The following is a 21,772-nucleotide window of genomic DNA, read 5'->3' as shown; positions in this document are numbered from 1 at the left end:
CATGACAACACAGACATCCAAAGCAGGGCTTTCGATGAAGGAAGTCCTCATCTACGGTGGACTCATGGTTACCCTATCGATGGGTATTCGTCATGGCTTTGGCCTCTTTAATTTACCCATTACTTCAGCCAATGGCTGGGGTCGGGAAACGTTTGCTCTGACTATTGCTTTACAAAATCTGATTTGGGGCGCTGTGCAACCAGTTACTGGGGCTTTGGCTGATCGTTACGGCGCATTCAAAATCATGGTTGCTGGTGGGATTTTGTACGCCCTAGGTTTAGCAGGCATGGCTATCTCTACTGATGTCATGAATTTCACTTTAGCCGGCGGCCTACTTATTGGCCTGGCACAAACCGCCACGACCTACAGCGTGGTCTATGGAATCCTGGGTCGCAATGTGTCTGCGGAGAAACGAGTTTGGGCAATGGGTATCACTGCAGCTGCCGGTTCATTTGGTCAGTTCCTCATGATTCCAGCTGAGCAAGGTTTGCTCAGTATGTTTGGTACACAAGATGCGCTTCTCATGTTGGCATTGATGGCCAGCCTAATGATCCCAACTGCATTTATGTTGCGTGAAAAGAATTTCACCCACAATCACAATTTGGGCGATCAAACAATCAAACAGGCGCTTAAGGAAGCCATCGGTAATCCAAGCTTTCGCTATCTGACTTTAGGTTATTTTGTTTGTGGCTTTCAGGTGGTGTTTATTGCGGTTCATTTGGCACCTTACCTTAAGGACCTGTCTTCTACCCATCCAGCTGTCGGGGCTCCGGTTGTCGCGACGACCGCCCTAGCCTTAATCGGCCTGTTTAATATCTTCGGCACCTATAGCTCTGGCATCCTAGGTCAGCGCTTCCCTAAACGCTATTTACTATCTGCAATCTATATTGGGCGTTCCATTGCCATTACAGCGTTCTTGTTGTTGCCACCAACACCGATGAGCACTTATATCTTTGCAGCCATCATGGGCTTCTTGTGGCTCTCAACTATTCCACTAACCAATGGTATTGTTGCGCAAATTTTTGGTGTGAAGTATTTGACAATGCTTTCTGGTCTCATCTTTTTCTCACATCAATTGGGTAGTTTCTGCGGAGCCTTCCTTGGTGGTTATTTATTTGACCAAACTGGCTCCTATTTAATTGTTTGGGAAATCGCAATTGGATTAGGCGTCTTTGCTTTCTTAGTTAATCTTCCTGTAAAGGAACGAGCAATTCACAGAGTGGCCAATGCTTAAGAGAAAACCAAGCATTGGGAAAATCATTTTTTATGGGTTTGCTTTATTCGCATTGTTGTTTGTTTTCTCCATGTACTTCGCACCCGATATGATGGTGGCAGTAACAAATCAAGTATGGGCGCTGTGTGGTTGGTAGTTCATGGTTTGTAATTCATTAGAATTGACTTAGCACACTTTTTATTTTCTTAGCATCTCGCCGTAGCACAATGGATAGTGCACATGCCTCCTAAGCGTGGGATACAGGTTCGATTCCTGTCGGCGGGACCAAAAATTTCCCATACTTATCCACAGGCATTGTGGATAAATCCTCAAAAGTTTTCGTAAGTCACAGATTTGTATAGGTAGACCTAGCTTGCCTAATTTGTGTGCAGAATATCTTTATCTATTTTGTGCATTTGCAAATAAATATTTAAGTTAGTTCTTATAGGAATTTGTGTTATGCAGTTTTACCAACAGAGGCATGGAACGGGAAGTTCCCTTACACTTAAGGCATGACCAGCCTTTCAACCAGCACTTTAGCTGCCCTCGAGGAAATGCTCCAAAACACGGCGCGTTCTGCTCCCGCGGAATACCTGCCGATTTATTTATCCCGCGGTGCAATAGGTGAACAACTCATTGGCCATCTCAATCCAGAATTTATTCCTTATCTGCAAGATTCTTTGCGCAAAGAAGCTATTGCTCTCATTGCAATGGGTCACGACAAACTCACTATTCAATTAGGTAAGCCTAGAGATTTATCTAATAGCCTTTATCAGTTAGCCAATCGCATGAGATTGGGTGGTTTTATTCCAGGTTGGCGTAACGAAGACTTTGCTTGGGTTGATCTAAATGGTCACAAATACTTTCGCATGGAGCGTGCTGCGTTTCGTACCTTTGGCTTTCGCAGTATGGCAACGCATATCAATGGCTATACGGTAGGCAATACGATTTGGCTTGGAAGACGCAGTGAAACTAAGCCTACTGATCCAGGTAAGTTAGATAACTTGGCTGCCGGTGGTATTACTGCTGATGAAACACCCTGGGTTAGCGCGCGTCGTGAGCTTTGGGAAGAAGCTGGTGTACCTGAGCAAATCTCCGATCAAATTGAGCCTGTGGGACGTATTCATATGCGCCGCCCAATAGCCGGTCGAGGCTTTCATGATGAACAGCTATATGTCTACGATTTAGAGCTGGCTGACAACTTTGTCCCCACCAATCATGATGGTGAAGTCAGTGGCTTTATTGAAATCTCTCTGCCGGAAGCTGCCGCCAGAATCCTAGCTGATGAATTTACCTCTGATGCTGCCTTTGTTACGGCTGATTTCATATTGCGCCGCAATAAGTAGCCTGCAGGGCCTATTTGGCAGGGCATGACTGCCGTCATGCAGTAATCAGTCAATTCGTGGTTAAATTCATCTTAAGGATGAAACAGGGGTGCCCTTAATAGCAGTTTTGCTAGAAGGCGCTGAGAAAGACCCTAGAACCCGATCCAGGTAATGCTGGCGTGGGGAGTTACATCAGACCGACACCCGGTTTCGTCCATCTAAAACAGCTAGGAGATGGACATGAGTACAGGCAAGACTTCAACTAAAAATGCAAAACACGAGATTCCAAGTTTAAAAAGTTTGGAGCGCGACTTCGGGCAAAAGTTTGCCTATCCAGCTTCAACTAAAACTTACCTTCAAGGGTCACGGCCTGATGTCAAAGCGCCAATCCGGATGATTGAGCAACTACCTACTCGCGTAGGTGAAGAAATGTTGGCAAATCCTCCTGTACCAGTCTATGACACTTCTGGTCCATACAGCGATCCTGATGTTGTGATTAATCTTGAAAAAGGTTTGCCAAGACTCCGTGATGCCTGGATTGCTGAACGCAATGACACGATCCAGTTGGCAGGGCCTAGCTCTGAATACGGCGTTGCGCGTTCACAAGATGAAGCCACACAAAATTTACGCTTTTCTCATATCAGCGCACCGCGCGTTGCGAAGTCTGGTCATAACGTCAGTCAGATGTATTACGCTCGCCAAGGAATCATTACTCCTGAAATGGAATACATCGCTCTGCGTGAATCTATGGGCCTTGAGCAACTGCGCAAAGATCCTGCATACAAGCAGTTATTGAAGCAGCATCCAGGTAAAGGGTATGGCGCCAATCTGCCCGACATTGTTACCGGTGAATTTGTGCGCTCTGAGATTGCTGCAGGCCGTGCGATCATTCCAGCAAACATCAATCATCCTGAATTAGAGCCAATGATTATTGGCCGTAACTTCCGTGTAAAGATTAACGGCAACTTAGGCAACTCTGCTGTTACCTCCTCTATCAATGAAGAAGTAGAAAAGATGGTGTGGTCCATTCGATGGGGTGCAGATACCATCATGGATCTCTCCACTGGTAAGCATATTCATGAGACTCGTGAATGGATTATTCGTAACTCTCCAGTACCTATTGGCACAGTTCCAATCTATCAAGCACTAGATAAAACCGGTGGCATTGCAGAAGATCTCACTTGGGAAATGTTCCGTGACACACTTATTGAGCAAGCTGAACAAGGCGTGGATTACTTCACCATTCATGCGGGTGTATTGCTACGTTATGTACCGTTAACAGCTGATCGTATTACGGGCATTGTTTCTCGTGGTGGTTCGATCATGGCTAAATGGTGCTTGGCTCATCACAAAGAAAACTTCCTGTACACAAAGTTTGATGAAATCTGCGAGATCATGAAAGCCTATGATGTGTCATTTAGCTTGGGTGATGGCTTGCGCCCTGGTTGTATTGCTGACTCTAATGATGCTGCTCAGTTTGGCGAACTCCATACACTCGGTGAGCTGACTGCTAAAGCTTGGAAACATGATGTACAGGTCATGATTGAGGGTCCTGGACATGTGCCAATGCAGCGCATTGAAGAGAATATGACTGAAGAGCTCAAGCATTGCTTAGAAGCTCCCTTCTACACCCTCGGACCATTGATTACCGATATCGCCCCTGGCTATGACCACATCACCAGCGGCATTGGTGCTGCGCAAATCGGTTGGTATGGCACAGCAATGCTTTGCTATGTCACACCAAAAGAGCATTTGGGATTGCCAGATAAGGAAGATGTACGCGAAGGCATCATCACTTATAAGATTGCTGCCCATGGTGCTGACTTAGCCAAAGGTTTGCCTGGTGCACAAGTGCGTGATAACGCCCTCTCCAAGGCACGCTTTGAGTTCCGCTGGGAAGACCAATTTAATCTGGGCTTAGATCCTGAGCGCGCGCGTGAGTATCACGACGCAACACTACCAGCTGAAGGTGCCAAGATTGCGCACTTCTGCTCCATGTGTGGTCCGAAGTTCTGCTCCATGAAGATCACTCAAGAAGTTCGTGACTACGCAGCTACTTTAGACGCTGACGGCAGTCCTAAAGCTAAAGTTATTCCCATTACTGAAGTAGCTGACGCTTCTAAGGGCATGGAAGAAATGTCAGCAGAGTTCCGCAAGCGCGGCAGTGAGATTTATCAGTAAGCCAACGAGCTAAAAAGATAAATATGGCTAGCGCAAGCTTCTCCAATAGCAAATACGCAATTGTCGGTGGCGGCCTGATGGGTCGCTTGCTGGCTGTTGCGCTTGCTCAAGGAGGTGCTCAAGTCGATCTCTTTGATAAAGGGGGTCCCGACGGCAACCATGCTGCTGCGCGCATTGCTGCAGCGATGTTGGCGCCATTAGCTGAGTCTGCAATTACTGAAGATTCGGTAGTGCGCATGGGTTTGCATAGCCTGCCTCGCTGGAAGGAGCTTATTGCTGACTTATCTTCACCGGTTTACTTTCAGCAAGATGGCACCTTGATTTTGTGGCACCGCCAAGATGCCAGTGAAGCCGAACGCTTTACTGCTCATTTAGAGAAGAACTGTCGCTCAAACGTTGATCTCAGCGCACCACAAAAGCTCAATAATGAAGCATTACGCGAACTCGAGCCTGGCGTTGCCGATCGCTTTACTCAAGGACTGTATTTACCCAATGAAGGGCAATTAGATAATCGCCAGCTATTGGATGCTCTCGCTAGCGAGTTAACGCTATTGAAGGTTAATTGTCACTGGCATACCGAGATCAACCCATCTGAATTGCGTAAACAGACTGGCTATAAAGCGGTAATTGATTGCCGCGGTACGGGTGCTAAAGAAGCTTGGTTATCTGGGGACAGGCCCAATAGCTTACGTGGCGTTCGTGGTGAAGTCATTCGACTCCATGCACCAGAAGTGAAGTTGCGTCGCCCTACCCGCTTAATACATCCGCGCTACCCGATTTATATTGCTCCTAAAGAAAATGACGTCTATGTAGTTGGTGCAACGGAGATTGAATCTGATGACCTATCAGAAATGAGTTTACGCTCTGCCATGGAATTGCTCAGTGCTGTCTACACCGTTCATAGTGGGTTTGCAGAAGCCCGCATTTTGGAGATGGCAACGCAGTGTCGCCCGACTTTAAAAAATAATCTCCCAGAAATTCGGTCAATAAGAGATAAAGGGCTTGCAGATTTGATCATGATCAATGGCTTGTATCGCCATGGTTTTATGATTTCTCCTGCAGTACTCGATTGCGCATTAGAGCTCCTGGAGTTCGGCACAAGCAAGACTGCATTGGATTTGGGATTAAGCATGACTCAAGACAATAATCAGATTGAGGCGGTATGCGCGTAATCGTTAATCAAGTAGCTTATGAGTTACCCAGCAAGAGCATGGTGAGTGATGCTCTGGCCTTGATCAAGGCGAAACCACCTTACGCCGTTGCAGTGAATCTTCATTTTGTGCCCAAGACTAAACATGCAGACTTTGTATTAAATGAGAACGACCAAATTGAAGTGATTGCTCCAGTTACTGGCGGCTGATTAAAAACAAATTATTTTGCTATGAACGCTCCTTTACCTAATAATCTCAATAGCGCCGATACACTTGTCCTTTATGGCGAGAGCTTTGCGAGTCGCTTGCTATTGGGTACCTCACGCTACCCCTCTCCACAGGTTCTTGAGAACGCTGTACAAGTATCGAATCCCGGCATGATTACTGTGAGCTTACGTCGCCAAGGCACATCCACCGCTGAAGCACATAGCGGCTTTTGGGATTTGCTTAAGAAGATGGCTGTTCCTGTTCTACCGAATACCGCTGGTTGTCATAGCCCACAAGAAGTGATTACTACCGCGCAAATGGCGCGCGAAGTGTTTGAAACTGATTGGATCAAGTTAGAGCTTATTGGTGATGATTACACTTTGCAACCCGATGTCTTGCGCTTAGTGCAGACAGCAGAGACTCTGATTAAAGATGGCTTTAAGGTTCTGCCATATTGCACTGAAGATCTCATTTTGTGCCAACGTCTGGTTGATGTCGGTTGCCAAGCGGTGATGCCTTGGGCTGCTCCAATTGGTACCGGACAAGGCCCTTTAAATCCATATGCCATGAAACTCTTGCGTGATCGTCTAAAGGTTCCACTCTTGGTAGATGCCGGCCTAGGACTTCCTTCTCATGCTTGCACTGTGATGGAATGGGGGTTTGATGGTGTACTGCTAAATACAGCAGTAGCCTTGGCGGATGATCCTGTGGTGATGGCCAAAGCCTTTGCTATGGCAGTTGATGCTGGTCGTGTAGCCTATTTATCTGGCGCCATGAAGCCTCAGGAATCAGCTCAAGCAAGCACGCCTTTGGTGGGTACTCCGTTTTGGCACCAATCGTAGTGACGCTAATTTAAGTACACTGAACCCATGAGCCTGATTCGTGACCTTGCTGATCAAATCGTTGCTGCGCATCGCAATGAAGATTTATGTATTCCGATTCAGGCCTTTAGCCTGAACTCCCCGCCTCCACTCATTGATAACGAAGCAGCAGTCGATCATTACGAATTAGCAGGCGCACTAGCGGCAATTGAAATGGGCTTTATTGAGTCTGATGCCAGAATACTTGGCAAGGCATGGTCACGCATGACATCGCAAGATGGTGGCTTTAATCCCATTAAATGGCCCAGCAGGCCTGAGCATTTTGATTTATTGCCCTGGACTCGCAATATGAATCCCAATGCGTTTAAAGAATGTCCAAAACGTTTAGGCTTGTATGGTGTCATGCCAGATGCCGATTGGGTAAAGCGCATGGTTGAGGCGGAGCTGCCTACAGTACAACTTCGCTTTAAGTCGGATGAAAAATCCAAGATCCGAAAACAAATTAAAGAATCTGTTGCAGCAGTCAAAGATAGCAAGACCCTGCTCTTCATTAATGATTATTGGCAAGAAGCAATTGATGCCGGCGCCTATGGCGTGCATTTAGGTCAAGAGGATTTAGTAGATGCCAACCTAGAAGAAATTCGGATGGCGGGTTTAAGACTGGGATTAAGTACGCATGGCTATGCAGAGCTGGCTTATGCAGATCGCCATTGCCCAAGTTACATTGCGATGGGAGCCGTCTTTCCTACGAATTTAAAGAAGATGCCTACAGCACCGCAAGGACTGGGTCGCTTATATCGATATGCTCAGCTCATGGACAATTACCCGCTAGTTGCTATTGGCGGCATTGATCAAGATAGCATTCATGCGGTGGCAAAAAGTGGCGTTGGTTCAGTGGCTGTTGTGAGAGCCATTACCCAAGCTAAAGATCCTAAGGCAGCAGTTAAACACTTACAAGAATTAATGCAGGCTTAAATCGATTTAGGGTTTATCAAATAACCCCAAAAGGTGCTCAACGAATTCACTTGCTTTAGCAACCGCCCATTGTGCATCCTCCTTGGCCACCAAATCACCTTTGTAATCACCCATTAAACGAAGATCTTCGACCCTGTTTAATGCTTTGCCAAATTCAATTGAGACTTGACCTGTTTTCACCAATTTCAAACTAAAAACAGATATGAGACCACTGTGGGTTTTTGTATGCTCGACCGAATCTACCTCACCGGAAGCAAGTAAGGCACCTCGAGCAGCGTCAAACATAGCGTAATAGGCTCGATTACATGCTCCATCGAAATCACTAGCATTTAATAGTATTTTTGCTGAGGCTGCTGCTGTTGTCGCTTTAATAAAAAGTTCTTTTGCCTTCAAAGCACAATACCTTCGTTTCGCACATTATTGATAAGGCTTGGATTTGAATAAGTTTCTGGATGATCCCATTCTTCCTGCCATATTGGTAGCGGCTGAATACGTATACCGGTCTCTAAAAGAACTTCATAAGCAAGGTCATCCATAACAAATTTTGTCGCCATAAATGGAGTTGCTAGGCCTTTCAAAAGAATAGCAACATCGGCGTCACTTTCTACGTGATGAGTACCCCTAGCTCGACTTCCAAACAACAACGCTTTTGCTATTGGAAAGTATTGAGCGACCTTATCCATAAAAACTGATGTAGCAGCTTTTGTTTGATCGTCAATGAAGAAATTGCTCATAGCTTCTATTATCCAAAGAAAAAGATGTTATGGCAATTAAGGTCTTTAACATTGGTAGATTGAGGTTAAAAACACTGCTAAGGCTTTGTTTTTTCGTCAAGTAGCGCAGTTGGATAGAAATCATGCATATGCCACAAAGGTCCTGGACCTTCACCAATACTCAAGAAGCGCCCTGCCTCTAAGCCTGCCTCTACATAGGCGATCGCCTTAGCAACTGCATGAGCTAGATCATGACCATCAGCTAGATAGGTAGCAATGGCAGATGCTAAAGAACATCCAGTGCCGTGCGTATTTACTGTATTGACGCGATAGTGTTTGAATTCTTTTGATTGCACAACTTCAAGATCGTCTTCTATGGAACGCCACATTAAATAATCGGTAATTTGGGTATGAGTACTATCTAAGTGGCCACCCTTAATAAGTACTGCTTGTGGACCCATCTCGAGTAACTCTTCTGCGGCTAATTTGAAATCATCTGCGCCACTAATCTCACGCCCAAGTAGTAATGAAGTTTCATCTAGATTAGGCGTAACCAGTAATGCCATCGGAAATAATTCAGTAATCATTGCTTGAGCGGTGTCGTCACCACCCAAGCTAGCGCCGGAGGTAGCGCGCAAAACAGGGTCTAGGACAATGCGTTTCATACCGTGTTTGCGTAAAGATTTAGCAACTGTTCGGACTATTTCTGGGCTGGCCAGCATGCCGATTTTGACAATATCAGCACCAATATCCATTAAAACTGCGTCAATCTGGGCTTCCACAACCTCAAGATCGACATCTTGAATACGCGTTACACCCAAGGTATTTTGGGCGGTAATTGCAGTAATGGCTGACATGCCGTAGCCACCAAGGGCGGTGATGACCTTGAGGTCGGCCTGGAGCCCCGCCCCGCCGCCGCTATCGGACCCAGCAATGGTCAGTACTTTGGGGATCTGCACAGAAGTGGGAAGAAGTGAATTCATCTTGCTATAATATCGGCTTATTCCTCGATAGCTCAGTCGGTAGAGCGCCGGACTGTTAATCCGTAGGTCCCTGGTTCGAGCCCAGGTCGAGGAGCCAAGAAGTCCTTTAAAAGCAAGCCCTTACAGCTTGCTTTTAATTTAACTTCTTAATTACACGGTTATTACACGAATATAGTATATGCCTCTGATTGTTTAATAATAAAAAGCCCTATATACTGCCATAATGCGCATCCCAGCCCCTACCAGCATAGTTCTTAAGCCTGAGCAACTTCGGCTTGTGAAGCGCCCTGACAGCAAAAAATGGCAAGTTCATTACAAGATAGATGGCATTAAAAAGTGGTTTAGAAAGACGGTAGATACCGCTGAAATCAAGGAAGCGAAGCGCCTTGCGGAGCGCTTGTGGATGAAGGCTACTTTTGATCATGAAGAAGGTCGTCCCGTCATCAGTAAAAGGTTTAAACCGGTCGCAGAGGTAGTACTGGCAAGGCTTGAAGAGCAAATTAAGGCTGGAACAGCCAAACCAAGTACCCGTGACTACACTGCTGCTATTCGGATTTATCTTATCCCTTTTTATGGAAATTTCAACGTAGATTCTATAAAGCCCTCTACTGTCTCTGAATTTCATGAATGGCGCCGTAACTTAGTGGGCAGAGAGCTCTCAGGTAGCGCTCAAAACAACCATAACGCCGCGTTTAATCTCGTAATAGACGAAGCGATTGAGCGTGGCTATACAACAGAATATCAACGCCCTGCCACTAAAAATACGGGCGGCGATAGCGATCGGCGTGCTGAATTTAGCCAGGAAGAATTAGAAACGCTTATCAGGTTCTCCAATAAATTTACCGAAAATGGGCGCACAAAGCGTACCAAGATGATTCGGGAGTTGTTAGCTATCTACATTGCGTTTATGGCTAGTACTGGCATGCGCCCTGGTACTGAATCCGAATTCATTGAATGGCGCCACATAGATGTAGAAATGCGTGATGGGCAACCTATCCTGCATATCCGCCTGCAAAAAGGCAAACGTGGCCCACGTAACTTTGTGGCGCACTATAGCTGCTGGCTTTTACTAGAACGCTTGCGTCAATTAAGCCCCGATCTTGCAAAAATGTCTTTAGAAGAAGTGCTTAAGAAAAGGATTGCTAAGCGCTTATTTCGTTTATCAGATGGCACCGTTCCTGATAATTTAAACAAATCGTTTAGACAAATGCTAGAGGATTGTGGGCTATTAAATTGCCCAGTCACCAATAAAGAACGCAGTCTTTATAGCCTGCGCCACTATTACGCTACGCAAAGATTGCTTGAAGGCATTCCGATCCATGATCTAGCCGAGCAAATGGGCACCTCGGTCAAAATGATTACAGACCATTACAGCCACTTAACGCCACTCATGAAAGCCAAACAATTTGCCGGCGTGGTGGATGGCGTAGCTGGTGGCGAAGCGGCTCAGATTCGCGAGATTATGCAAGCCCAATCGGTTGTCAATAACAATATCCTCAGTCTCGTGCAAATGAGCACTGGGCTATCCATGCCATTGCTGGTACAAAGCTCAGAATTGACCAAAGATTTTGAGTCTCGCCTTAAAGCAAAAGCTAAAAGCACTTAAAGGCGCCTAAGTAAAAAATATGCATACACGACAAATCTATTCTCACGGCCAAAAGATCGGAAGGCGCAATGAGCACTGAACTGACCCTCTATTTTGAGCAATACGCTCAAAACGCCTTAGATCAACTCATGAAAGACTTGGTGGCTAAGAGCTTTTATGAACGCATCTTAGCTCGATTACAAAATAAAGAGGATTTAAGTACTGAGCTGCCGATTATCAAGAAAGTCGGCGTCAAAAACGCTACTGCAGTGGTTAAAGCCGCTTTAACCGATTATGCAAAAGACAGTGAAAATGCTTGGGACTTGCCCGCGAAACTTAAAGAAGCAGCCAAAAGTAAGGTTTCTCAAGTAAAAATGCACCAAGAGCACCTACCTCGCTTTGATGTATTGCATCAATTTGCCACAGATGCTGGGGCTGTAAAGGTCCATATCACTACTACCGGGCAAAACATTAAGGTAGAGCTTAATGCCGGCAAAAACAAAATGGCTGCGCAAGCAGCCATCTATGGATTAGAGAAGCAAGTAGCTTTTGCCAATCTTTCTCAAACCTAAATCAACCTCTAAGCATTTGATGCCAGAGCCTTAAATTGATACAGGTTGGTAAATTTTTTCTGCAATGAATATTCAATATCTTGAAAAAACTCATTGGCAGCATTGTCTAAGTAATGATCTATATCAAAGTCGATCCCATCAAAATAACTGCTATTGTTGCAGATACGTCTTAAATCACTCATTTTTCGCTCTATATCGTTACAAGCATGGAAAAATTCTTCCCGCAAATCGAGCTGTTCATACCCACCTGAGAGCAACCTCCCTTCCTCAACCCACGAATTCAAGGTATCTGAATCTAAATCAAGCTCATATATAGCTCGATCACATAATCTGGCGGTCAATGCCTCATTACTATCGGCTTTGTAGGCTACTAACTGGTATTCGCAGTATTCATGCTCAATGGCAACCGCAATCTCAATCGCCACTGCTTCTGGCGAATCTGGCTTTGCTGAAAACGGAAAACGCTCATCTTTCTCGCACACAAGATAAGTAGTCATAATGGCCCCACATAAGAATTGGAATGTTTGGTTTTCTTTGGCAAGTGACGCTGGGTAATATATCCCAGCGCCTTTATTGCCTTGCCCATTTAGGAATTACTCTTCCGTTTCCTGGGGCTCATCCATCTCAATAACTTGATTCTGTTTGTAGCTATATGGCTTAGCCAACTGCTCACGCATATTATCTCGCAGGGCTTTTGGAAGGCCTTCATCCATCATGAGTTTTTTCTTTTGATTGCGAACGCCACGCTCTAGCACATGCAAATCATTGGGCATTGCTTTACCCAAGAATTTAATAATATTATCTTCAAAGGATTTTCCTAGATCATTTGCCGTAATGATACGGTATTGGTTATCCCCATCGTAATGCGCCATGAAAAAGCAAAATGAAGATGTTTCAGCAGCCGTATCCTTCTCCTCATTAAAGACAATCATCTCACCGTCATAAGTAAGTGGTGTTTTAGACCCATATCCAAGTAATTCAAAATACTCTCGAATTAAAGCAGTTCTTTCTTTGCTAGTTTTGCCACCCTCTTTCTTAGCTAAAAACTTGGCTTCCGTTTCTTGAATCTGAGAAACGCCTCCGCGACGAGCAATGTATGCTGGCAATTCTTCTGCAGACAAATTCTCTTGCCGAGCGACTTCTAGCGCCCTACTATAGCGCGAAGCACTCATTTTATCGGTACGCACCACAAAGCGCACTAAAGCTGAAATGGGGCTAGCATTCTTATTGATCTTGATATCAAACTTCTCTTTGAGGTTTTTGCGCATCAATTCCAAGATTTGCTCCTTAGCCACGTTATCTTCAATACGCAGTGCCAAGCTATAGATGGAAGCTAGTAGCTCATATAAGGCTTTATGCCCTCTAGCTACCACTTCAGTTTCATACTTCACTCCTAGCTGATATAAAGACTCACTTTCGCCTAAGAATTTCTCTGCTTCAGTGATTTTGGCTGCACTATCTGATGGTCGTAATTGACCATCCTTTTTGGTTACTGCCGGCACCATAAACGCTGATAAATCTAGCTCTTCATAATCTGCCTCACTTTCAAAAACCACATTGCCTTTTTCACCTAAAGCTACTGCTTGATTTGCTAGATGTTTTTTTAACGCACCATTGGTTAATTGCATGATATTTCCTTTCGGGTAAATGACGGCTAAGGATGCCGCCGAGAAATCAGGCTAAACACCAATGGGATTAAGTGACAAAGCGCAGTTAGATGGCTTAACAATTTATTGTTTAATTTATAGCTATCTTGGAGAGGTTTATATGCAATCCTTGCTAGAAAATGATGCTGCACTTGCAGCAAATACGATGAGAAGTACATTATTTTTCTGGTGGATTGCTTATTTGCGGCAAAGCCAAGATTACTGGTGGGTTTGCCAAGAGAAAGGCAATTGCCTAGACCCTAGGTTACATGCGGTTTGGCAGGATTTTGGAGATTTGTTTAGCTATGCAACGCTAGATGATTGGTTTGATAGTAAAGGCAAAGTCACATTTGAAGCGATGCATCAATCGGCTGCTTGCGCTGATTGTTTACAGTTAGTCACCAAAGAAAACCTATCCAGCATTTCTTTGGTAACTAATTCAGCATTCATCTGCGTTCCGATTGATATGGATTTAAGGAAAGCGCAACAGGCATTTGCTAATGTCTTAAAACAAATCCGCAAAGAACGATCGCAAGCCTATCTGCATTGTGAGCCCCTCTTTGCCCCACCCTACCAAATTGGGCCTATTGATCCAAAGAGTAAGAAAGCCTTAATTAATAGCTTTCGCGTACATTTGCTGAAACACTATCTTGATGGCGTTGATTCTGAACACATCATGAAAAAATGGGGTTGTTATGAAATGGGCTTTCACCTAGGCATTGCCAAACAGCAACACCCTAAGCCGATTGATACCCTGGCAACAGCTAAGAAAAAGCAAAGTTGTTTGCGTGCCTTAGTTTGCCAAAATAAGGTACTTGCACGAACTGTCATTGATAACGTGGAAGTTGGTAAGTTTCCCTGCCGCGATAAGGTCAATGTACAAGCACGTTGGAGTCCACAACAAAATAAACGCAAGTTAGAAGCCATTGCTGCTGGAGCTTGGCATAGCCCTAACTGGCTTAGCCAAGAATTTGCGTTTTTAAATCCAGCACAAAGCCGTCTTTTGCCAGTCGATCATCAATCGCCCAAAGAGGAGGTCATTTCTATCTTAGATTCATTTAGCAAGATGCCTATGCCCTTTTTACTACCTAAACGAGCTCCACGGCGTTACGCATCATCTCCGGATTAAGGTCGATATATTTTTGCGTCACCGCAATACTCTTGTGTCCTGCCAGACCAGCCAATACTCGCACTGAGATGCCTTTATTTGCGAGCCCAGAAATAAAGGTTCTGCGACCACTGTGACTTGAGGCTCCTGCAATTCCGGCATCGCGATATAACCAAAAGAACCATTGACATAAGCTATTAGCGGAAAAACCCAGGCGGCTTGAGGTGTGGAAAAAAGGAATATCGCTAAACCGCGCATGGCGCGTTTGCAAGTAATTAGTTAGCTCGACCTGTAGTTTTTGAGAGATGAACACGGTTCTAGGTTGTCCGCCCTTCGTTTGATCGGCGCTTAAGCGAATTTCATTCCGAATCGTACCGTCATTGTTGACTACATCACCCATTTTTAATGCTGCGATTTCTGAGACGCGAAGCCCCGAATAAAAGCTCGTGAGCACCATTGCGCGATCACGCTCTGGATAGCGTTTGGTTTTAAGAAAGTCGAGGACTTGTTGCAATTCTTGAGTAGTGAGGGTTTTGGCTTGTGACATGGTTATTCCTTAAGTAGTAGTTGGTTAATAAAAAGCAAATAAGTAGTGTGTTTTCTTTTGCACAAATGGTCGACCGAAATTTGCCGAGGCGTTAATCGATGCTGATGAGATTTGCAATTTGCCCCATGAATTTGTCATCTTTGCCCATGGTTTTTTAGCGATATCCTTCATAACCAAGACCTTCCAAGAATCAATGACTTAAGCAATCGGGTAAAGATTAGTCATATTTTCTTATGTATGCTTTTACACACTTATTTAGCTTTTATTTGTGGCATCAAGGCGACAATTTGCGGAGCGAATGCGTGATAACTATGGGTTTTGGCTGTAGCTGTGCAAGCCCCTCAAAAACCGTCTATGTAGCGCTTTAATAAGCATCAGCTACCCATGCATATGAGGTGAAATAAGCGCCTGTTACAGCGCTTATTTGAGGGATTTTGCAATATGAAGCATTAATGCCAAACTGTTAAATCGACGTTTGCGGCGATAAAAACAGGCTTCTTATGCCCTGCCGTCTTACAGTGCTGTACATCTAGCGTCCACTCATCCATTACACCATTATGCGCATCATCAATATTGAGGTGCAACTCTTTGGTGTCTTGGGCATAGATGCAAAAGCCATCAGCCGCTGATTTGCATTTCGTTAATGGATCGTAATGCACCAACCATGACATTAAAATATTGGGAGTTTTAGCAATATCAGTTGCATCTAGCTTTTTAAGCACTGCTATTTGCTCATCTGATTTAGCGGAAAACTCCCAGTCAGCATAGGTATAAAAATCGACTAAATACTTTTGCTTTGGATTGTGCAGTTCTACTGAGCCTGTATACAAGGCTCGTCTAAATAAGCCCTTGCCAAAGGTGCTGCCAAACTTTTCGTTAATAAAACCTCTAATCGCCACTTCTCTCATGTAATTTCTCCTTAATGTGATGAGTTGCGAGTTGTTTGGTTACTTGAGTACAGACCAAAAAGAAGTTGCTCTAGTTACTGTTGCTAGAGATCTCAAAAGAGACGTTGCTTTGTCCTGTTGCTAGTCAGAGTAACTCATTTGCTACTACTAGTTACTTACTAGCTACCTATGAGCGACTTCTCTTATTTCTAGTAACCAGCACATAGAAACCTAGCAACTCGCAAAAATATTTATCAATTGATAAGAAATACCTATATTTTTCTATCCAAAATTAACCCGAAATAAGCCCTTACTTAAAGAATATTTGGGCTAAATCCGACATTTCGGGCAAATTGATCCAATATTTCGGTTGTCCAAACTGGATTCTCGGTCATACATTAAGTGTACTCAACCAATTTTGATAGGAGAAAACAATGGGCACATCCAATGCATTAAGTCATTTGCAGTTTGTCGACGCAGTAAGACCGAGATCCATTCCAGCAGTACAGCTAAGACGTAATAAGTTAAGTAATAAGCTATGGGAGCAGATCCAGCTAGCCAAAAGTCAGCTAGAGCACACCCATTTTATTATCAAGCGCAGAGTGACTGTTAAAGACTTAGAGGGCAACTACAAGAAAATTGAACGACCCAAAAGGATTAAACCTTGGTGGTATATGGCAATGAATGGCTCTTTGTGTCTATCGGTGTTCTACGGCAGTAAACGTATTGAGATTATTCCTGGCAAAACATCTATTAACGTAGCAAACATGACTGACTTAATTACAACACTGGAATTGCTCAAATTCGAAACTGAAAAAGGGAGTTTAGATGGGGCTATTGAGATAGCTAGCAGCGCATTAAAACTGAACTTCAATAAAAACAGATAGCTACCACGACAAGCGTTACTGGGGGTAACGCTTGTATTAATAACTGGATAAGAAAAGCTAAATACTTGCATGAAACGATATAAGGCAACAGTCAATGCAGCCGGATTGTGGGTAGAAACCATTTTGTACGCCCAGAACCAGGCTCAAGCATACAAATTATTTCAAGCCATCTTTGGCACTAGTAATGTTCCCCATCAACCACAGCAGATTGGATAAAGATATAAACCCATGAGATTTGATGAAATTTCCCCACAAAAACCTTTAAGTCCTGAACAAGCCAGACTTAAGTCCATGAAGGATCGAGTTAAGCGCGATCAAGAGGCTGTAAACGCTGAACGAGCTAGGCAGAAGATTAAATCGGGACAGCAGCAGCTAGTTAAAGCAAACAACGTTAGTTAGGAACTATTCCAGCACTATAAACAGTGGCTACTGATTTAAATGGATATCAATCTCTATTTGAGGAAGGCTTTGGGGGTTTAAGTGCTACTAAAAGCAACGTATTCAAATTACAAAGAAAAACTAGGCTAGCCCATCATGTGAGCTTCTAACTGGCAATACTTAAGATGTCAACAAGATTTTAGACATTGACTGAAGTTACAGTTATCCATTGAATGGTTGAATTTTGATGCAAAAAAATTTACTACTAAATTACTTGATAAAAAAGCTCCAATACTCAAACTCATGAGTAAAAAACAACGATTTTTAGCCCCCCCCCTAAAAAAATAAATTAATTCCAACTTTTATGTATAAGAAACATAATCTAAACAATATTAGTTGTTATTTCTACAACTAATATTGTTTATAAAGGGAAGATAAATTTTTATTCAACAATTGACCCAGTTATTTAATAAGTATGAATTCTCATGGTATGGATGAGCTAAAAAAAGCATTTGTGAAAGAGTTTCGGCGATGCTTAATTGAGCATTATGGAAAAATCCCAAGTGCAGCAGTCATTGCAAGAGATTTTACTTTAGCCTCTCCGACAGCCATTGAGCCACTATCTATAGAAACCATTCGAAAATGGCTTCATGGCATTAACCTTCCGCAAAGCGCGAGAATGCGAACGCTCTCAAATTGGATCGGATTTGACGCATCAGCATTAGATGAGGCATTTAAGCCTGCGGGAGATGCAAATAAAACTGCTAGTTTTAGCACGCAAAAATCGATTGATCGGGAAATGATTCATCTACTCCAATCTTTTGGCGAACTCCAAGAAAGTGAAAGGGAAACTGTTCTAGAAATTGTTGATTTATATAGGCGCTCGAAGGGTCTCAAAAAATGAAACTTAGTAGCGCTAGATATCTATTCAACTTGGCCGAACAAACCCAAAAATTACAACAGATTAGCATTCTGAGAAATCGCTTATTTCTGATTTTTGTCGTTGTCCCAACTTTGCTCTCGGTGATTTACTTTGGTCTGATTGCCTCCAACATTTATATCTCCGAGTCTCGTTTTATTGTCAGAGCCCAAGGGAAAGACAATTCTAATAATTTGGCCGCTAGCATTAGCGGGACAATGGGCGGCAGTGCTATTGGAAGCCTAGCTAGCAGCCTTGGAGGGCTCAGCTCTTCACAAAATGATGCACTTACTGCAGAAAACTATATAACGTCACGTGATGCCCTGAAACAATTAAACCAAAGTTACGACTTAACTAAGGCCTATTCATCAAGTGATGTAGATCGCTTTAATCGCTTTGGGGGAATTGTATTTTGGGATAAAAGCCAGGAAGCTTTTTTTCAGTATTACCTCAAGAATATCGTGAGCGTGACTCACGATGATCAGTCAGGAATTACCACTTTAAGTGTGAACGCTTTTACCCCCGTCTTATCCTACGAAATCAATCAAAAACTCAATGATCTCAGTGAAGATTTAATCAATCGCCTCAATGCACGAGCTAGGCAAGATATGTTGCAATTTGCCCAAAATGAGGTCGATCTTGCCAGACAAAAGGTGGAAGACACCAATCAAAAGATTTATCAATTTCGCAATAACGAACTCAAGTTTTCAGATAAGTCGGTGGCGAGTGCCAACTCCCCCAACAATCAAGTCACTCTTTATCAGCAATTGGCCAGTGAAAAACAATTTGCCGATCGCAACCTCGCTGCCGCTTTAGCCACTATGGAACAAGCACGCATCGAGGCGATGAGGAAAATTCTATACATTGAGCGCATTGCCCAGCCAAGCAAGCCTGATATGGCCATGGAGCCTAAGCGCATTCGGGGAATTATTACCATCCTTGTGCTGGGATTGTTTTTCTGGGGCATTGCCTCCATGGTGATCACAGGCGTGAAAGAGCACCATAACCAATGAATCCCGGCTCAACCCTGCGCATTCCTGCTAAGCAGTCTTTTTGGATTTCCCTAAAAATCCAAGGCAGAGTTATCAAAGCCCTCTTTCTAAGAGAGATGATCTCGCATTTTGGGCGACACAACATTGGATTTCTGTGGATGTTTGCAGAACCGATGATGGTGACGATAGGGATTATGATCCTATGGGCTTTAGTTGGTCATGAGCACGGAGTAATGCCTTCCGCAGGATTTGCGCTCACAGGATACTCGGCTATTTTGGGTTGGCGTAATTGCGTCAATAAAACATCAGTTGCACTGACTGCAAATAAGGGTCTACTTTTCCATCGCAATGTAACAGTGCTTGATCTAGCACTATCGCGATCTATCTTCGAATTTTCTTCAGTGAGCACTTCTTTTCTTTTTCTTTCAATAGTTTTATTTGGCTTGAATATTTTAGTGCCCCCCGTATATCCGTTAAAGACCATATGCGCATGGCTTCTATTGGGCTGGTTTTATATTTGCGCCGGTATAATAGCGTTATATCTGGCTGAAAAATCTGAACTTTTTCATCGCATTTCTCACGTGCTGATGTACCTAACACTTCCATTAACGGGTGCATTTGCAATGGTAAGCTGGCTGCCAAAAAAATTACAGCCTACTTACCTGCTATCTCCGATGGTAAATGGAGTTGAAATGTTGCGTGAGGGTTATTTTGGTGAAATTGTGAAAGCCCAATACTCCATTTCGTTTATCATCACTTGCAATATCATCCTTACTGCCGTTGCATTATTTTTAGTATCCCAGGTTAACAAATTTACTGGGTCAGAATAGTATGCTGCAAATTGAACGCCTGACTAAATCCTATCCAATTAAGGGTGGAACACTGAGAGTCCTTAATGACATCAATTTGAATATTGAGCCAGGCGAAAAAGTGGCTATTTTGGGTAGAAATGGTGCGGGAAAGTCCACATTAATTCGGATTATTGGTGATCTAGAAACTCCAGATTCAGGCAATATCACTAGAGGCATGTCAATCTCTTGGCCGCTAGGCTACAGCGGCGGCATGCAAGGCAGCCTAACCGGTTACGACAATATTGCATTTTTATGCAGGGTGTACGGAGTAGATCAAAGCCCGGTTGCTGATTACGTTCGTTCATTTACAGAATTAGGTCGCTTTCTAAAGGAGCCTGTGAAAACCTATTCTGCGGGTATGAAAGGAAGGCTTAACTTTGCCTTATCCATGGCTTTTGATTTTGATTGCCTATTGATTGATGAGGGCCTAACAGCCGGCGATTCACGTTTTGCTGATCGCTGTCATCAGGCGCTTGAGGCTAAGAAAGACTGTGCAATTCTGATGGTAGCTCACGCACAAGAAAGCATTCGTCAATTTTGCCAAAAAGCTTATGTATTGGAAGCCGGCTCTTTGCTGTCTTTTAATTCAATGGATGATGCCTATCATCATTACAACGCATGACATTTTTTCAATCTTCCTCACGTCTTGTATTGGCATTTTTTTTAACATGCGGTTTAACAGCATGCTCTACTTTCAACGCACTTTTTCCAACCTCTGGACCGAGTCGCTCACAGGTGATTGATAACCCCTCAGCTACTAGTAATAACAATGAGCCAAATATTGAAATCATTGATGTCACACCATTAACCGCACAAAATATTTTAAAAGCTCAAAAGCAAAACCAATTTTCTGAAGTTTTTCAAAGTGTTAAGCCCAACAAGAATTTAGTAGGCCCTGGAGATGTCTTAGAGGTCAATATCTGGGAAGCAGATCCCCCGATATTATTTGGCTCCTCATCAAATGCTTCTATTGCCATACAGAACTCATCCACCTCCAAGGCAACTACACTGCCGTCTCAAGTGGTGGCGCTGGACGGTACTATTAATGTTCCCTTTGTGGGCTATATCAAGGTGACCGGGAAAAATACCGAGACAATTAGCAAGCAAATTACCCAGGCACTGCGAGGAAAGGCTAACTTTCCTCAGGTTCTCGTCAGACTGACCCAAAACACCACTTCAAATATTACTGTGGTTGGCAATGTGAATAACAGCATGCTTATTCCCATTTCACCAAAGCAAGAGAAGCTATTAGATGCTATTGCTATGGCAGGCGGTGTGAAAGACCCAATTAATAAAGTAACAATTCAGATGGCACGTAATGGCAAGACCTCCACCATGCCACTTGAGACGATCATCAAATCTCCAAAAGATAATATTCCCCTAGCTCCTGGCGATGTCATAACAAGCTATTTTCAGCCCTTTAGCTTTACTGCTTTAGGGGCTACCTCTCAAAATCAGGAAGTTCCATTTGAAGCCCAAGGCATTTCTCTTGTGCAGGCCTTAGCAAGAGTGGGCGGCGTTCAAGATCAAAGAGCCGATGCCAAAGGTGTATTCATCTTTAGATTTGAAGATCCAGCAGCCGTAACCACCCAGCAAATTGCCTCTGCTGAACTTATCAATGGCAAGGTGCCAGTGGTTTATAGGGTGGATATGAGTGATGGTGGTGTTTTCTTAACAGCGCAAAACTTCCCTATTAAAGATAAAGATGTGTTGTATGTATCGAATGCATCCACTGTAGAGCTACAGAAATTCCTGAATATCTTGGTGTCAGCGATTTATCCGGTTGTGAACGCTGGCGTTATCTCTAAAGGATTCTAAGCAGACTAATTAA

The 21,772-nt window shown here is 43.7% G+C and carries 25 protein-coding genes, 2 tRNA genes and 1 riboswitch; of the genes, 20 read left to right on the top strand and 7 right to left on the bottom strand.

Annotation, left to right across the window (positions count from 1 at the left end; all coding sequences use genetic code 11):
* The first annotated feature begins 1 nt into the window (after position 1).
* The 8 genes from ICN44_RS06245 (at position 2) to thiE (ending at position 7,873) form a co-directional block, all read left to right on the top strand.
* Positions 2-1,234, top strand: a complete 1,233-nt coding sequence (locus tag ICN44_RS06245) for an MFS transporter (RefSeq protein ID WP_216263169.1) — start codon at positions 2-4, stop codon at positions 1,232-1,234.
* Between the two features lie 192 nt (positions 1,235-1,426).
* Positions 1,427-1,501: transfer RNA gene (locus ICN44_RS06240), tRNA-Arg, on the top strand.
* Positions 1,502-1,725: 224 nt separating this feature from the next.
* On the top strand, positions 1,726-2,559 hold the full coding sequence (locus ICN44_RS06235; RefSeq protein ID WP_216263168.1) for an NUDIX hydrolase family protein: 834 nt from the start codon (positions 1,726-1,728) through the stop codon (positions 2,557-2,559).
* Positions 2,560-2,633: 74 nt separating this feature from the next.
* A riboswitch (TPP riboswitch) is annotated at positions 2,634-2,741 on the top strand.
* 37 nt (positions 2,742-2,778) lie between these two features.
* Positions 2,779-4,719 (top strand): phosphomethylpyrimidine synthase ThiC, encoded by a 1,941-nt coding sequence (gene thiC / locus ICN44_RS06230; RefSeq protein WP_255537447.1) that lies wholly within the window; start codon positions 2,779-2,781, stop codon positions 4,717-4,719.
* A 23-nt stretch (positions 4,720-4,742) separates the two neighbouring features.
* Positions 4,743-5,891 carry an FAD-dependent oxidoreductase gene (locus tag ICN44_RS06225; protein ID WP_216263167.1) on the top strand — a complete coding sequence of 383 codons (1,149 nt, stop codon included), beginning with the start codon at positions 4,743-4,745 and terminating at the stop codon, positions 5,889-5,891.
* A complete protein-coding gene (gene thiS / locus ICN44_RS06220; protein ID WP_216263166.1) occupies positions 5,882-6,079 on the top strand; it encodes a sulfur carrier protein ThiS in 198 nt (65 codons plus the stop codon). Before ICN44_RS06225 ends, thiS begins: the two co-directional genes overlap by 10 nt.
* Positions 6,080-6,100: 21 nt before the next feature.
* The gene (locus ICN44_RS06215; RefSeq protein WP_216263165.1) at positions 6,101-6,919 is read left to right on the top strand and encodes a thiazole synthase; all 819 of its coding nucleotides are present in this window, start codon (positions 6,101-6,103) and stop codon (positions 6,917-6,919) included.
* Between the two features lie 27 nt (positions 6,920-6,946).
* Positions 6,947-7,873, top strand: coding sequence for a thiamine phosphate synthase (gene thiE, locus ICN44_RS06210; protein ID WP_216263164.1), 927 nt, complete (start codon positions 6,947-6,949; stop codon positions 7,871-7,873).
* A gap of 6 nt (positions 7,874-7,879) precedes the next feature.
* Here the strand turns inward: thiE and ICN44_RS06205 are convergent, their stop codons facing one another.
* From ICN44_RS06205 to thiD, 3 genes are all read right to left on the bottom strand, one after another.
* Positions 7,880-8,266: a HEPN domain-containing protein gene (locus ICN44_RS06205; RefSeq protein WP_216263163.1), complete on the bottom strand. Its 387-nt coding sequence runs from the start codon at positions 8,264-8,266 to the stop codon at positions 7,880-7,882.
* Positions 8,263-8,607 (bottom strand): nucleotidyltransferase domain-containing protein, encoded by a 345-nt coding sequence (locus ICN44_RS06200; protein WP_215360180.1) that lies wholly within the window; start codon positions 8,605-8,607, stop codon positions 8,263-8,265. The genes ICN44_RS06205 and ICN44_RS06200 overlap by 4 nt, the downstream gene beginning before the upstream one ends.
* Positions 8,608-8,684: 77 nt before the next feature.
* Entirely contained in the window at positions 8,685-9,569 is an 885-nt protein-coding gene (gene thiD / locus ICN44_RS06195; RefSeq protein WP_216263162.1) for a bifunctional hydroxymethylpyrimidine kinase/phosphomethylpyrimidine kinase, read from the bottom strand.
* Positions 9,570-9,590: 21 nt separating this feature from the next.
* Here thiD and ICN44_RS06190 point away from each other — a divergent pair.
* The 3 genes from ICN44_RS06190 (at position 9,591) to ICN44_RS06180 (ending at position 11,726) form a co-directional block, all read left to right on the top strand.
* Positions 9,591-9,666, top strand: a tRNA-Asn gene (locus tag ICN44_RS06190).
* Positions 9,667-9,792: 126 nt separating this feature from the next.
* Positions 9,793-11,175, top strand: a complete 1,383-nt coding sequence (locus ICN44_RS06185; RefSeq protein WP_216263161.1) for a tyrosine-type recombinase/integrase — start codon at positions 9,793-9,795, stop codon at positions 11,173-11,175.
* A gap of 68 nt (positions 11,176-11,243) precedes the next feature.
* Positions 11,244-11,726, top strand: coding sequence for a hypothetical protein (locus ICN44_RS06180; RefSeq protein WP_216263160.1), 483 nt, complete (start codon positions 11,244-11,246; stop codon positions 11,724-11,726).
* Between the two features lie 8 nt (positions 11,727-11,734).
* On the opposite strand, the gene ICN44_RS06175 is transcribed toward ICN44_RS06180, so the two are convergent.
* The gene (locus ICN44_RS06175; RefSeq protein ID WP_216263159.1) at positions 11,735-12,223 is read right to left on the bottom strand and encodes a hypothetical protein; all 489 of its coding nucleotides are present in this window, start codon (positions 12,221-12,223) and stop codon (positions 11,735-11,737) included.
* A 96-nt stretch (positions 12,224-12,319) separates the two neighbouring features.
* Entirely contained in the window at positions 12,320-13,354 is a 1,035-nt protein-coding gene (locus ICN44_RS06170; RefSeq protein WP_216263158.1) for a hypothetical protein, read from the bottom strand.
* Between the two features lie 61 nt (positions 13,355-13,415).
* On the opposite strand from ICN44_RS06170, the gene ICN44_RS06165 reads away from it, so the two are divergent.
* Positions 13,416-14,501: a hypothetical protein gene (locus ICN44_RS06165; RefSeq protein WP_216263157.1), complete on the top strand. Its 1,086-nt coding sequence runs from the start codon at positions 13,416-13,418 to the stop codon at positions 14,499-14,501.
* On the opposite strand, the gene ICN44_RS06160 is transcribed toward ICN44_RS06165, so the two are convergent.
* Together ICN44_RS06160 and ICN44_RS12325 are read right to left on the bottom strand one after the other, a co-directional pair.
* Entirely contained in the window at positions 14,461-15,027 is a 567-nt protein-coding gene (locus ICN44_RS06160) for a site-specific integrase (RefSeq protein WP_216263156.1), read from the bottom strand. The genes ICN44_RS06165 and ICN44_RS06160 overlap by 41 nt on opposite strands.
* 449 nt (positions 15,028-15,476) lie before the next feature.
* Entirely contained in the window at positions 15,477-15,935 is a 459-nt protein-coding gene (locus ICN44_RS12325; protein ID WP_255537446.1) for a hypothetical protein, read from the bottom strand.
* Positions 15,936-16,348: 413 nt separating this feature from the next.
* Between ICN44_RS12325 and ICN44_RS06150 the strand changes: the two genes are divergently transcribed.
* From ICN44_RS06150 to ICN44_RS06115, 8 genes are all read left to right on the top strand, one after another.
* Positions 16,349-16,801, top strand: coding sequence for a DUF6641 family protein (locus ICN44_RS06150; RefSeq protein ID WP_216263155.1), 453 nt, complete (start codon positions 16,349-16,351; stop codon positions 16,799-16,801).
* Between the two features lie 69 nt (positions 16,802-16,870).
* Positions 16,871-17,017, top strand: coding sequence for a hypothetical protein (locus tag ICN44_RS06145; RefSeq protein WP_216263154.1), 147 nt, complete (start codon positions 16,871-16,873; stop codon positions 17,015-17,017).
* A gap of 12 nt (positions 17,018-17,029) precedes the next feature.
* On the top strand, positions 17,030-17,200 hold the full coding sequence (locus tag ICN44_RS06140; protein WP_216263153.1) for a hypothetical protein: 171 nt from the start codon (positions 17,030-17,032) through the stop codon (positions 17,198-17,200).
* A 454-nt stretch (positions 17,201-17,654) separates the two neighbouring features.
* Positions 17,655-18,083, top strand: a complete 429-nt coding sequence (locus ICN44_RS06135; RefSeq protein WP_216263152.1) for a hypothetical protein — start codon at positions 17,655-17,657, stop codon at positions 18,081-18,083.
* Entirely contained in the window at positions 18,080-19,111 is a 1,032-nt protein-coding gene (locus tag ICN44_RS06130) for a hypothetical protein (protein WP_216263151.1), read from the top strand. Before ICN44_RS06135 ends, ICN44_RS06130 begins: the two co-directional genes overlap by 4 nt.
* Complete coding sequence (locus ICN44_RS06125) at positions 19,108-19,920, top strand: ABC transporter permease (protein WP_216263150.1); 813 nt, start codon at positions 19,108-19,110, stop codon at positions 19,918-19,920. The genes ICN44_RS06130 and ICN44_RS06125 overlap by 4 nt, the downstream gene beginning before the upstream one ends.
* A gap of 1 nt (position 19,921) precedes the next feature.
* The gene (locus ICN44_RS06120) at positions 19,922-20,563 is read left to right on the top strand and encodes an ABC transporter ATP-binding protein (RefSeq protein WP_216263149.1); all 642 of its coding nucleotides are present in this window, start codon (positions 19,922-19,924) and stop codon (positions 20,561-20,563) included.
* The gene (locus ICN44_RS06115; protein WP_216263148.1) at positions 20,560-21,759 is read left to right on the top strand and encodes a polysaccharide biosynthesis/export family protein; all 1,200 of its coding nucleotides are present in this window, start codon (positions 20,560-20,562) and stop codon (positions 21,757-21,759) included. The genes ICN44_RS06120 and ICN44_RS06115 overlap by 4 nt, the downstream gene beginning before the upstream one ends.
* Positions 21,760-21,772: the final 13 nt, after the last annotated feature.

It is taken from the genome of Polynucleobacter sp. JS-Fieb-80-E5, from assembly GCF_018882015.1.
Classification (GTDB): domain Bacteria; phylum Pseudomonadota; class Gammaproteobacteria; order Burkholderiales; family Burkholderiaceae; genus Polynucleobacter.
The sequence above is the reverse complement of the archived record's forward strand: the minus strand, read 5'-3'. Positions and strand labels throughout refer to the sequence as shown.